Raw genomic sequence first — 11,855 nt, 5'->3', positions numbered from 1 at the left:
CATATAACCTGCTTTAATATATATAGTTCCTTTTATTGGATTCGGTATTTCACGAACTTTCATCTCTTTTACGATTTCTTCATTCTGAAGTTCTCGGGAGGAAGGCGAACGTTTTAACCACTTATAGGTTACCGTCGAATGACGTTGAATATAAATCGAAAGCTTGGTCAGAACTTCAATCACAAACGAATTTATAGATTGATGAAAGTTGCCGGTATACAATCTGTTATTCGAAAAAAGAAGAAATCTTATAAGCAATCTACCCCTCAGCATGTTGCAGAAAATATATTGAATCGTGAATTCACAGCGGAAAAGCCAAATGAAAAATGGGTAGCTGATGTCACTGAATTAAAATATGGTTCATCAAAGAAAGCCTATTTAAGTGCTATTCTTGATCTATATGATGGATCAATTGCGAGCTATGTTTTAGGACATTTCAATCATCATCATCTTGTATTCAAAACGTTGGATCAAGCCACCGCACTTTTAAATGGAGAGCATCCACTTATTCATAGTGACCGTGGGTTCCAATATACCTCTCATGATTTTAAACGTAGGATAGACCAAGCAGGGATGACACAAAATATGTCAAGAGTAGGCAGATGTATTGATAATGGGCCAATGGAATCTTTTTGGGGAACGCTTTAAATGCGAGAAGTATTATTTACATAAGTATCAGACATTTAAAGAATTAGCTCTTGCGATGGATGAGTACAACCGCTTTTATAATTATGAAAGGTATCAAAAAAGATTAAACGGCTTTAGCCCCATGGAATATAGAGCTAAAGCCGCTTAGGTATATTTTTATTATTTCTACTGTCTACTTGACAGGGGGCAGTTCATTATGGTGTTATGGAAGAAAACGGACACGTTAAACAGAGAGAAATAGCTGAATTTAGGCAGCTACTTTTCTCTGGTTAGCGTAATATGCAGCTTCAAATTCACATGGCGATACATAGCCAAGGGCTGAATGACTTCTTTTACGATTGTAAAAGCATTCGATGTACTCAAAAACGGCTTGTTTCGCTTCTTTTCGCGTGCGGAATCGATTCAGATAAATACACTCTTTCTTGATGAGGCTATGAAACGACTCCATACAAGCATTGTCGTAACAGTTCCCACGTCTCGACATGCTCACTTGAAAATGATGTTCCTGTAAAAGTTGCTGATAGTCATTCGAAGCATATTGGCTCCCACGATCCGAATGATGAATCACTCGTCCCGTTGGTTTTTCGCTGTTTAGAGCCCGTTGTAACGCTTTGATGACTAACTCTTTCGTCATTCGTGTATCAATATACCATCCTACAATCTTACGAGTATATAAATCCATGATACTCGCTAAATACAACCAGCCTTCGTCGGTAGGAATGTACGTAATATCTGCCATCCATATTTCATTCCGAGCCGTTGCTTGGAAGTTCTGTTTCAATAGATTGGCATATACGTTGTAAGGATGGTTACTGTTCGTAGTGGCTTTGAATTTACGGACGGTAATGGATCTCAAGCCTTCTTCGCTCATGATGCGAGCGACCGTCTTTTGAGACACACGAATCCCTTGTTTGCGTAGTTCTTGCGTAATTTTCGGACTGCCGTAAATCTTACGGGACTTTAGATACTCATTTCGAATTTGTTGAGTGAGTTGTTCTTTTCGTTCTTTCTGTTTACTTTTCGCACGCTTGAGCCAGTGATAATACCCACTTCTTGAAACACCGAAAACTTGGCACATCTTCACCATGCGAAATTCATTACGGTGTTGAAAAATGAATGCAAATTACTTCTGGTTTCTGGTGAAGATGCCTAACGCCTTTTTTAGGATCGCTAATTCCTCCTCCAACTCTTGATTGCGACGGCGTAACTCGATGATTTCTTGATTTTGTGGCTTGATGTTGCCTGAACCCACAAAACTCTTTCCGTTGCTTTCTTTGTATTCTTTGACCCAACGATGAAGAGTGTTGTAAGCCAAACCTAACTCTTTTGCCACTTGGGCGATGGACTTGTCCCCCTCCAAGCATAACTCAACAGCTTGAATCTTGTATTCTTGATCAAATGTTCTCTTTTTCATGATTGGACACCTCGAACCTATTGTAATTAAGTTTATTATAATCTCCCTGTTCTCCGTGTCCAATTTTTAGACTAACATCAGAACCAAGATATTTAATAATGGTCGTTTCAGGAAGATGTACCAAATATAAATTATCTGTTATCTAATTTTCAGTTATACACCGATCTATCAGGGTAAAAAGTTTGTTAAACATATATAATCCTCCTTGCGTAATGTAATGGGAAAAGCATTTATTATAATAAAATTCAATCCATAAACAGGTTTATGATGGAAGAGAAAAGTTCTTGGCTTTATTCGGATCGTCAGTCCAAAGACTACTAATATTTTTCTTTTTGCACATTTCGTAAGCTTTATATGATAATAACTTCCGCGTTTTTTCTAAGTTTTCCTTACTAACTCGATGTCCCCGAGCGTTATTATCGCGCCAACCACAAAAATAAATCTTATCTGCTTCCTCAACATTCCTTCTATATTGCCCTATTTCATGTGGTTTTGGAATATTTTGTTTATTAGCGTTTTTAGGAATTTTTGAGTTTAATTCCTTAAAAAATATCGCTGGTTTAAAAGGGGACGTGGGATTATATTCAAAGTTAAGTATTCTACAAAATCTATTTATATTGTCTATGTAAGGTATAATTTTGAATCCATTTTTAACTTCTACTTCAAAATAATAGTTCTCTGCAACAATACCGATTGCAAGTATATGTGGGTTATCATCAATGAAATACATTACGTCAAAATTCACTCCACGAAATGTAAAACTAAACTTATATCTTTCAATATTGTTCTTTCTCATACTCTTATACAAATCCTTTAGCCCCGAAAGAATAAGCATACCTAATTCCCACCATTCTGTAATTTTATTTTCCAATTATACAAGACAAGTATTTAATCAAGGTCATGATTCGATCAATCCAATATAAAACCTCTTCTTTTGGTCACCTAATTTAACACGGTTTTGTATGGATAACTTAGAAAATCCAATATTTTAAACGATTTTATCCATACATAATTATGTCAATCTACAATGAGAACATCTTTTTTATTTTTAAGAATTGTGCATATGAATCATGTTGTTTTTGAACTTGCTTTGAACTTACTAAATAAAGATGACCTGTTAAAGCAATCTGTTACTCTGTTTATTACAGCGGAACTACCACTCTCAGTTAATAATGTGTGAGGGAGTATCTCAGCAAGTTAAGCTTCTAGCGAAGGACTGAAGCATTCTTCCTTCCAGCAAACCAAAACAAATATTGCGTTACAGAGTCTTAAAACATATATAATTTCAATGTTTTCATTAGAATATTCAGCTTCTTTATTGATTGAAGATGTTAGAATTCTTGGATTCGCCACTGCTTGAAAGGGGATGTTAGGAAACATATTCTCCATAAGTGCCATATAAACATAAGATCCTAGAAATAAACTAAATTTACTTGTAGTATTTTGTTCCTTATTGACCATATATTTAGAATTTCTTTTCACCCAGTCACAATATTTACTCTTTCTTAAACTGTTATAAATGATTTTCATAACCTACTTATGTAAAATATTGTAATCATATTCGATGATAATTGTTATTGAGGTGAAATCTCCTCTGCAAAATACTCTAGGATAAACTTATTACCGTATTCATCTAATTTTGAAAACGTAACATTATTACATTGTTCGCAAACATCTCTAATTACCTGTTTTTCTGGTGATAATGGAACCGCTTTGCTTTCTCCAAAATAAGCATGGTCAAATTCAGGGAATTTTGATATTAATCCATATGGATAAAAGTGTTCACCAGTTAACTTAACAGAACTAGATTTACAAAAAGCACAAATTCTTGACACTAATATCAACCTTTCCTAAACAAAACTATATAAATAATCAACAACTTTTGACATATTAAATTTATAGGAAAAAATATATATCGCAGGTAAATTATACCAAACATTTAATATCTTCTTCTACAATCTTCGTTAAATTAGAATTTCACGCAAACTTATTATACATAGAGACAGAAACCTTCCCTTTTTGTAGTTTTTGTCAGTAGCATTGCATTAAGTTAATTTTAATTTGTCAAGCCCAATTTTATGTTAAATTTCATCTTTTTGGATATAAAAAAACTCCTTATAATTAGGATTGGCAGTCCTATCCAAATCCTAAGAATAAGGAGAAACCATTATGGATAAGAATACCACAGAATCCACAATAAATGAACTATTTAAAGAGATCGATCCAATAACTTTTTCAAAACTAATTAATGTGATTGACGTTGACAAATACATTAAAAAATTAACAGCGTATAAGTTTTTACAACTTTGTATCATCGCTCAGATAAATGAATTGGAAAGCTTAACAAAATTGGCCAAACATTTGAAAGACAAGGAAGAGTTGCAGACATATCTGGAATTTGATGCAATTAGTACTTCGCAACTTTCTCGCAAATTAGGCCAATTATCCCCTCAACTGTTTGAAAAAGTATTTAAATATCTGGTCTTAAAGATCCAAGGGCAAATGAAAAATGCCCCGATCATCCGAAACATTGGTCGTCTTCTGGTCATTGATTCTACCACGATGAGCATGAGTTTGAGCCAATATCCATGGGCAACTTTTCGTAAGACAAAGGCTGGTGTTCGACTCCATTTAAAGGTTGTTGTAACGAAGGATATCACTGTTCCGGATCAAGGGATTATCTTACCCGCGAAACATGCCGATCGCACACAGATGGACGAACTCATTGAAATCGATCCAAATGCGATTTACTTGTTTGATCGAGGGTATGTCGATTACAAACAGTTCGACCGCTTATGCCGAGAAGGGGTGCGATTCATTACCCGGCTTAAAAAGAACGCAGAGATTGAAGTTTTATCGGAACGGATTCCCAATCCAGAACGTTTGATTTATAGGGATCAGATTGTCATTTTAGGAAATGACCGTAATCATACCAAAATGACTCATCCTCTCCGATTGATCGAAACGGTCGACAGCGAAGGGAATCCCGTGATCATCATAACCAATTGCTTTGATCTTTCTGCGGAAGAGATTGCAGATTTATACCGATATCGCTGGAAGATAGAGACCTTCTTTAAATGGATGAAACAGCACCTTAAGATAAAAAGATTTTATGGAAAAAGTCAAAATGCCGTTTACAATCAAATTTGGATCGCCCTAATCACCTATTGCTTACAGGCCATGCTCCAATTAAAAGTGAATCACGATGGTCCTTTATTAGAGATCAAGCGAACTTTACAGAATCTGCTTTTTAAAGGTTTTGACTGTTTTGTTCGCTCCCTTTTTAAAAAGCCAATTCGAACGTCCAACGGTCGGAAAAAATACGATTGGGAAAAAGATTTTGAAACCATCGTGTACCAATTTGAAGAAGGGGAGGTGGAACACCTAGACGATTTAGTTTATGATCCAATGTTTCTGTAATATATTACCAAATTGTGGAAATGGACTGCCGATTAAGACGTCATTGTCCTTTTAAGCTTGCTTAGAAAGATTGTATGTCTGAATATTCAGTTACATGAAATAACTGGAATTTTTATTGAGCTTGACAAACATTAAATTTTTTTATGCAACGCTACTGAGTTTTTGTAGTTGTAGAGTGACAGAATTTTACCGACATAAACGACAGAATTATACCCACTTTAACCGAGGTACCTGTTATTTACAGCAGACCTATGAATAGTCAGTCTCTAAAATTATAGGTACATTTTTTTAGTTCTCTATAAATTTATTTCACCGTATTTACTAAAACGCTTATTTAATTCATCCATTAGAAAGTTATACGCTTCTTGAGTAATACGAATGTGTGATCTTCTGAAGTGCAATGCTTTGTAGGGTTTTCTGGCTTACCTTATTCCTTTTTCTTAAAGACGGGAAGGCTGCTTTCCCAATACTATTATATAAATCTACCAAACGAATACCATTCTTAATAGGCGCATTAATTACTTTTCCACTTGTCAATTCAACATAGTATGGAAAACGATGCTTCCAAGGTGCATCTTTAATATCAGCATCGTCAACGATGTTATCCTTATTGAATCCTTCTGTCTTAGCATATCCCACAATCATAGGGGTAGGTTGACCTTGTTCATCGTAACTAACAATTGTTAAAAATAAAGTATCATCCTTGGAAATTCCGCTTTGTCTGCTTGGAAAGTAAGTAGTCTTCAAATCTCGATTACGTATACCCTTCATTTGTTGGTAATTCAAATCATTAGGAATTCTGTTCTCTCCGGTTCCTTCAAACTTTAACCAATAACCAGTACTTTCCTCGTCTTCTTCATATGTATTTTCTAGGATTGACTCGAATAAATCAGGATGAACAATTTTCTTTAACTCTGCACCTTTCTTCTTATCATTTGAAATATGTAACAGTTTTATCCTTTTGATTTGCTGCTAGCTGAGGAACATGCTTCTTTTCTTCGTCAACCCATTCTTGTGTAACAACTCCTTTGTCCCCAGCTGCTTGAATTTGCTCTAACAAGTCATAGAAATACTCTTGAGCTTTTTCTGCTATTTCTGGTTCATCATCCATCAGTACGCAAATTTCATGATTAGATACAAAACCACCTTTTGTAAAATTGGCTGAACCAATGATTGTTGAATGTGAATCAAACAGATAGAGTTTTGAGTGTAAATCAACTAAATGCATATATATTTGCATTTGTATGTAAAAGGCGCTCTAGTCCGTATATACTGCTGACACGTTCAACAAAGTCTTCCCGATAAAATCGTGTAATGATATTACAAACTACTGAAGGATTCTTAGTTAGCCAATCAGCTAATAAGTTTGCAGTTTGCGTTCCTATAAAGGGCGAAATAATATTTAATTCATTCTCCGTTTTCTCTAAAAGTTCTTGAAACTGATATAGTAGGTTTTTGGATATTAAACTTACAGGCATCTTTTACCCCTCCCACAATTAAAGCTGAAACTATTTCTTTTCGTTTCTTCCACCTGGGACAAATTCATTTCGGTACCATTTCACAAAGTTTCCTGAATGGAGCAGGTATGTTCTTACCGTGTTATCAGCTAACAGACCTTCTTTCGCTTTTTCTTTTACTTCATTTTCATAGTTTTGATACAATTCTTCTAATTTTCTTTATAAATTCCTGTGATGCTCTCATCTGAATCAGCTCCCGATTAATATTTTATTTAATTACTCAACTTTCTCACAGTAAATTGGATTTCTAAGCCTTACGGTTAATGGGTTTGTTGGTTGTTTCGAATACTTCTTGACATAAAAATTTGCAAAAAAAACACCTCAACTTTTGGTATAGTTTAATTGTCCAGAAAAAACATTACCAAAAGCAGGTGAGGTGTCTCTTATTATGATAACGAATAACAGACTGAACAATCAACTACCAAAAGAAGTAAAAGCTATATTTGATGAACTTGAAATCTTAAAATATTTAAGGAAAGTGGGAATTAACAAGGGTTTCGGTTATTCCTGCGCCTATTTATTCCAGCTAGTTTTTAGTTTAGTTTTTGAAGGCAAAAATTTGTTTCGACTTCTTCAAAGTAAAAAAGCTAAAGATTTGCCGGAAAAAAACGCTATTTATCGCTTCTTAAATAACCCTCAATACAATTGGCGCAGGTTTTTACTTGTTTTGAGTACTTTCACCATTATGAAGGTAAGTAGTTTAACGAGACACGACCGTCCGAAAGTGCTGATCGTGGACGACTCATCTTATGAACGAAATCGCAGTAAAAAGGTTGAACTGCTTGCTCGCTGTTTCGATCATTCTTCTCAAAAAATGCGTTATTACAAAGGATTTCGTATGCTTACACTCGGCTGGTCAGATGGTGCTACATTTTTGCCTATTGATTTTGCTTTATTAAGCTCTACGAATTCCCAAATCAATGGGATTGATAACCGAATCGATAAGCGTACATCCGGTTATAAGCGGCGTGTCGAAGCTTTACAAAAAGCGCCGGAAGTTATTCCCAATATGATTAAACGGGCACTTTCTCAAGGAATCGATGCCTCATACGTTTTAATGGATACATGGTTTACCCAACAGCCTTTGATCAAGTCCATTGTGGATCAAGGGTTGGATGTTATTGGAATGGTGAAGGATACAAAACAAAGATATCAAGTGAACGGTGAATGGGTGAGCCTAAAAAAACTATACCAAACAGCTAAACCATCACAACATCAAAAGGGTATTTTGCGCTCTATTCACACAACGATGGCAAATGGCGTACCTGTTAAAGTGGTATTTGTCCGTAATCGTAATAAAAAGAGACAGTGGCTAGCTATTTTGAGTACAGACTGTACTTTATCGGATCAAGAAATCATTCGTATTTATGGGATACGTTGGGATATTGAAGTATTCTTCAAAACAGTCAAATCCTTATTGAAACTCCAAAAAGAGTTCCAAGGAAGATCTTATGATTCCATGATCAGCCATACCACTATTGTGTTTACAAGGTACATTGTTTTGTCTTGGCAAAACCGAGTAAGTACAGATTATCGAACATTAGGCGGCATTTTTTATGAACTTTGTGATGAAATCGATGAACTAGATTGGGCCTTTGCACTTCAACTACTCATTGAAATTCTTGAAGATGCACTTCAAAATGTAAATCAAAAGATTAAAAAATTCATCGAAAGTCAATTACGTAAATGGATTGTAGTTTTGCCTAATTATATCAAGGCTTATTTACCAAAATTGAGCTGCGAAAGTTGAGTTAATTATATATAATTTTTTCTATTTATTTAAGTAATTGGTAGATATGGTTTATGTGTTGGGAATTGAGATTGTGATCCAATAAAAAGCACCTAATCTCTTAGCAGTCCGTAATTTAACTACATATAACTAGCCATGTCACTATAAATATACTTTTCATCGGTGACATACTTTTTTAACGCATCATATTGTCGGTCTAAATTTTGCTCTTTAGAGGAAACCCAAATATAACCGAACGAAATATTCATTAGACAATACCACCTTTATTTGGAAGGTTGAATCGGCTACACTTAACTGGACAATAAAATTAAGGTCAAGTAGACTAAACACCAAATTTGGGTATAGTGCTTATTAAACATAAAGGATCCGTACTAGAAACTTTACGTGGAGTGGCGGGTATGCTAGCCTTGTAGGCGAGACAGACGAACACATCATCTGACTTCCTGGCTGGGTAAGCATGCCCGCAGAGGCTCCATGTCAAGTTTCGTCGCAAACCCACTGTTTTGGTGGTCTACTTCAACACTACCACAGTTAAGGAGAGTTTAAAAATGAGAAACAGACGAACATTCACTGTAGAATTCAAGGCTCAAATGGTCAAGCTTTATGAAAATGGGAAACCAAGAAAAGATATTATTCGTGAATATGATTTAACGCCTTCAGCCTTGGACAAATGGATCAAACAAAGCAAAACATCCGGTTCATTTAAGGAAAAAGACAATCGTTCTCCAGAAGAAAATGAATTGATCCAGCTTCGAAAAGAAAACAAGCGTTTAATGATGGAGAATGATATTTTAAAGCAAGCCGCGCTGATACTAGGACAAAAGTAAATGTGATCAAGAATAACAGACACAAATACTCGATATCAGCAATGTGCGATGTCCTACAACTTCCAAGAAGCACCTATTATTACGAAGCAAAAGAAAAAAGTAATGCAGAAGATGAACTGACAGCTGCCATTCGGGAAATTTTCCAGAAAAGCCGCAAAAACTATGGTACACGTAAAATCAAACATGAATTAGAGAAGCTTGGTATGATTGCCTCAAGACGAAGAATTGGCAGAATCATGAAAGAAAACGGGCTAGTATCAAATTATACGGTTGCCCAGTTTAAACCTCATGTAGATAAATGCAATGAATCAAAAGTTGAAAATGTGTTAAAACAAGAATTTGATCAACAAAAAGAATGAACAGTTGTGGTTAGTGACCTAACATACGTTAGAGTAGAAAAAAGCTGGCATTACATCTGTTTATTTGTCGATCTTTATAATCGAGAAATTATTGGTCATAGTGCAGACCCAAACAAAAATGCCCAGCTAGTCTACCAAGCTTTATCGACCGTGAAAGCAGATTTACGGCAAATTCAATTATTCCACACAGACAGAGGCAATGAATTCAAGAACAAGACAATTGATGAAGCTCTAGATACTTTTCAGATTAATCGGTCGTTAAGCATGAAGGGCTGCCCCTATGACAACGCAGTAGCTGAAGCAACCTTTAAAATTATCAAAACAGAATTTGTTAAAGGTAAATATTTCGAAAATTTAGACCGATTGAAACTGGAATTAGATGATTATGTTCATTGGTTTAATCATATTAGAATCCATGGAACACTTGGGTATTTAAGCCCGGTGGAGTACAAAGAGAAACACCTCAAAAAAATTGTCTAGTTTAGTGTTGACATACCATAAAATAAAAGAACAAAAGGGAGGAAACTTACATTGACAGTAATAAAAGATAGAGATAAACACTATAAACACCAAAAACGTGTACAGTTAATAATTTATCTACTCGAAGTATTAAGTGTTATTTCAGTTATATTGAGTATTTATTCAAAACTTGAAAAAGGATCTGCATTTGCTTGGTTTAAAGATGTAGGGACATTCGACTTTTTGGACAAAGTAACAATCATATTCGCCCTTCACCAACTACTAATTTTTGCTTATGTAAGGTTAAAGCTGTCAGCACGTGATGACGCCATTCTTACTATAAGCACTCTAATCTCTCATGCCCTCAATATGTGTAAGTATGGTGTATCACCTGAAAAAGTGTTGGAACGTTGTGACGAACTTAAAGAGTCTAAAAAAGACAAAACTTATATGCTAAATAGTAAAGATATAGAAATAATTGACTATATTAAGCACCAAACAGAACTACTCATGGGTCAAGCTATTTCGATTAAGGAATATGAATATAAATTGGAAAGCCTAAGAATAGACTTAAATCACGAAGCACAGTCTAACAATTTAGCTTGGACAAACTCATTTTTTCTCAACCTGTTTAAATAAATTTTGATCCCTTCGAAGTTTCTGGACTGGTGTGTATGAACTATTCAGGTGAGATCGAATCCATACACACCCAGCCTCTCCCTATATACCCTTCCTGCCTGTCTGTAAAATAACATGCGGCTGGGTGCTAGTGGCAAGCTGTAGTTGGCACATCATCGCCGGTTATCATTCGCTGTCATTTTTGGTTCGTTTATTGGATCATTCGTTGCTGTCTGTTGCTATGGGTTCGCTGTCCCTGCTGTCGTTGTCCCTGTCCTTCCTTGTTCTGTGCCTGTCGCCCTGCCTGCTGTCCGTTGTCTTTCCCTGCTGTTGCTGTGTGTGGTATTGTGACAGTTACTTGTGATAGCACCGGAAGCCGCTTCCTTGCGTTGCTGTTGGCATACTGTCATATATCTTGGTTTATGATATTTATTTCTTTTTCTTTGTTTGCAATAGCTTCTTTTAATCTTACTAGACCGTCTAATACTTGTTTAATTTCCTTGGTAAAATAAGTTAAATTACTATAAATTGATTCAACACGTTGTATATGGTTATCAATTTGGTTAAGTATATCAGGAATTTTCGCTGATTTTCTTATACTTCTTCTCATAGTTTCTGCTTTACTCAGTTCACGAATAAAGATTCTCTAATTAACCAATTATGCCAGTGATTAAAAAGTTCTAAGTCAGCGGCGTTTAAAGCAGCACCGAAATAATATTTATTTTTCAATTTTAATACCCCATTCAATATAATTCAAACATAAATATAGCAGATTTTTAAGAAAAGTAAAGTTAAAATTATTGCTTATAATAAAATTAAGTGGTATAATAATAATTTAAATAA

The 11,855-nt window shown here is 35.2% G+C and carries 11 protein-coding genes and 4 pseudogenes; 5 read left to right on the top strand and 10 right to left on the bottom strand.

Features of this window, described 5'->3' with window-relative positions; all coding sequences use genetic code 11:
- Nucleotides 1-126: 126 nt before the first annotated feature.
- A pseudogene (locus NSS70_RS08850) lies at nt 127-796 on the top strand (IS3 family transposase); the annotation flags it as partial.
- A 99-nt stretch (nt 797-895) separates the two neighbouring features.
- Here NSS70_RS08850 and NSS70_RS08845 read toward each other — a convergent pair.
- The 3 genes and pseudogenes from NSS70_RS08845 to NSS70_RS08835 all read right to left on the bottom strand — a co-directional run bounded on the left by NSS70_RS08845 (nt 896) and on the right by NSS70_RS08835 (nt 3,897).
- A pseudogene (locus NSS70_RS08845) lies at nt 896-2,062 on the bottom strand (IS3 family transposase).
- A 262-nt stretch (nt 2,063-2,324) separates the two neighbouring features.
- Nucleotides 2,325-2,897: a DUF6037 family protein gene (locus tag NSS70_RS08840; RefSeq protein ID WP_339199735.1), complete on the bottom strand. Its 573-nt coding sequence runs from the start codon at nt 2,895-2,897 to the stop codon at nt 2,325-2,327.
- A 739-nt stretch (nt 2,898-3,636) separates the two neighbouring features.
- On the bottom strand, nt 3,637-3,897 hold the full coding sequence (locus tag NSS70_RS08835) for a hypothetical protein (RefSeq protein WP_339199733.1): 261 nt from the start codon (nt 3,895-3,897) through the stop codon (nt 3,637-3,639).
- Between the two features lie 334 nt (nt 3,898-4,231).
- Here NSS70_RS08835 and NSS70_RS08830 point away from each other — a divergent pair, with 334 nt between their 5' ends.
- The gene (locus NSS70_RS08830) at nt 4,232-5,482 is read left to right on the top strand and encodes an IS4 family transposase (RefSeq protein ID WP_340733408.1); all 1,251 of its coding nucleotides are present in this window, start codon (nt 4,232-4,234) and stop codon (nt 5,480-5,482) included.
- Nucleotides 5,483-5,836: 354 nt separating this feature from the next.
- On the opposite strand, the gene NSS70_RS08825 is transcribed toward NSS70_RS08830, so the two are convergent.
- The 4 genes from NSS70_RS08825 to NSS70_RS08810 all read right to left on the bottom strand — a co-directional run bounded on the left by NSS70_RS08825 (nt 5,837) and on the right by NSS70_RS08810 (nt 7,143).
- Nucleotides 5,837-6,268: a hypothetical protein gene (locus tag NSS70_RS08825; RefSeq protein WP_339199731.1), complete on the bottom strand. Its 432-nt coding sequence runs from the start codon at nt 6,266-6,268 to the stop codon at nt 5,837-5,839.
- 145 nt (nt 6,269-6,413) lie between these two features.
- Nucleotides 6,414-6,710: a phospholipase D family protein gene (locus NSS70_RS08820; RefSeq protein WP_339199728.1), complete on the bottom strand. Its 297-nt coding sequence runs from the start codon at nt 6,708-6,710 to the stop codon at nt 6,414-6,416.
- Nucleotides 6,697-6,960, bottom strand: a complete 264-nt coding sequence (locus NSS70_RS08815) for a hypothetical protein (protein ID WP_339199726.1) — start codon at nt 6,958-6,960, stop codon at nt 6,697-6,699. The genes NSS70_RS08820 and NSS70_RS08815 overlap by 14 nt, the downstream gene beginning before the upstream one ends.
- Nucleotides 6,961-6,990: 30 nt before the next feature.
- Complete coding sequence (locus tag NSS70_RS08810; RefSeq protein ID WP_339199724.1) at nt 6,991-7,143, bottom strand: hypothetical protein; 153 nt, start codon at nt 7,141-7,143, stop codon at nt 6,991-6,993.
- A 244-nt stretch (nt 7,144-7,387) separates the two neighbouring features.
- On the opposite strand from NSS70_RS08810, the gene NSS70_RS08805 reads away from it, so the two are divergent.
- Nucleotides 7,388-8,749 carry an IS4 family transposase gene (locus tag NSS70_RS08805; RefSeq protein WP_094245809.1) on the top strand — a complete coding sequence of 454 codons (1,362 nt, stop codon included), beginning with the start codon at nt 7,388-7,390 and terminating at the stop codon, nt 8,747-8,749.
- A gap of 128 nt (nt 8,750-8,877) precedes the next feature.
- Here NSS70_RS08805 and NSS70_RS08800 read toward each other — a convergent pair.
- Nucleotides 8,878-8,997, bottom strand: a pseudogene (locus NSS70_RS08800) (recombinase family protein); the annotation flags it as partial.
- A gap of 300 nt (nt 8,998-9,297) precedes the next feature.
- Between NSS70_RS08800 and NSS70_RS08795 the strand changes: the two are divergent.
- Nucleotides 9,298-10,415, top strand: a pseudogene (locus NSS70_RS08795) (IS3 family transposase).
- A gap of 51 nt (nt 10,416-10,466) precedes the next feature.
- Complete coding sequence (locus NSS70_RS08790; RefSeq protein ID WP_339199723.1) at nt 10,467-11,033, top strand: hypothetical protein; 567 nt, start codon at nt 10,467-10,469, stop codon at nt 11,031-11,033.
- Between the two features lie 190 nt (nt 11,034-11,223).
- Here NSS70_RS08790 and NSS70_RS08785 read toward each other — a convergent pair whose 3' ends face one another.
- Both NSS70_RS08785 and NSS70_RS08780 read right to left on the bottom strand, forming a co-directional pair.
- On the bottom strand, nt 11,224-11,382 hold the full coding sequence (locus tag NSS70_RS08785) for a hypothetical protein (RefSeq protein WP_340881324.1): 159 nt from the start codon (nt 11,380-11,382) through the stop codon (nt 11,224-11,226).
- 36 nt (nt 11,383-11,418) lie between these two features.
- Complete coding sequence (locus NSS70_RS08780; protein WP_339199721.1) at nt 11,419-11,622, bottom strand: hypothetical protein; 204 nt, start codon at nt 11,620-11,622, stop codon at nt 11,419-11,421.
- Nucleotides 11,623-11,855: the final 233 nt, after the last annotated feature.

This window comes from Aeribacillus sp. FSL K6-2848, assembly GCF_038004325.1.
Taxonomy (GTDB): domain Bacteria; phylum Bacillota; class Bacilli; order Bacillales; family Aeribacillaceae; genus Aeribacillus; species Aeribacillus composti.
The sequence above is the reverse complement of the archived record's forward strand: the minus strand, read 5'-3'. Positions and strand labels throughout refer to the sequence as shown.

Excerpts from the sequence above, each read along its gene's own strand:
- NSS70_RS08840 (WP_339199735.1), bottom strand. The coding sequence starts at position 2,897 with ATGCTTATTCTTTCGGGGCTAAAGGATTTGTATAAGAGTATGAGAAAG.
- NSS70_RS08830 (WP_340733408.1), top strand. The coding sequence starts at position 4,232 with ATGGATAAGAATACCACAGAATCCACAATAAATGAACTATTTAAAGAG.
- NSS70_RS08820 (WP_339199728.1), bottom strand. The coding sequence starts at position 6,710 with ATGCATTTAGTTGATTTACACTCAAAACTCTATCTGTTTGATTCACAT.
- NSS70_RS08815 (WP_339199726.1), bottom strand. The coding sequence starts at position 6,960 with ATGCCTGTAAGTTTAATATCCAAAAACCTACTATATCAGTTTCAAGAA.
- NSS70_RS08805 (WP_094245809.1), top strand. The coding sequence starts at position 7,388 with ATGATAACGAATAACAGACTGAACAATCAACTACCAAAAGAAGTAAAA.
- NSS70_RS08780 (WP_339199721.1), bottom strand. The coding sequence starts at position 11,622 with ATGAGAAGAAGTATAAGAAAATCAGCGAAAATTCCTGATATACTTAAC.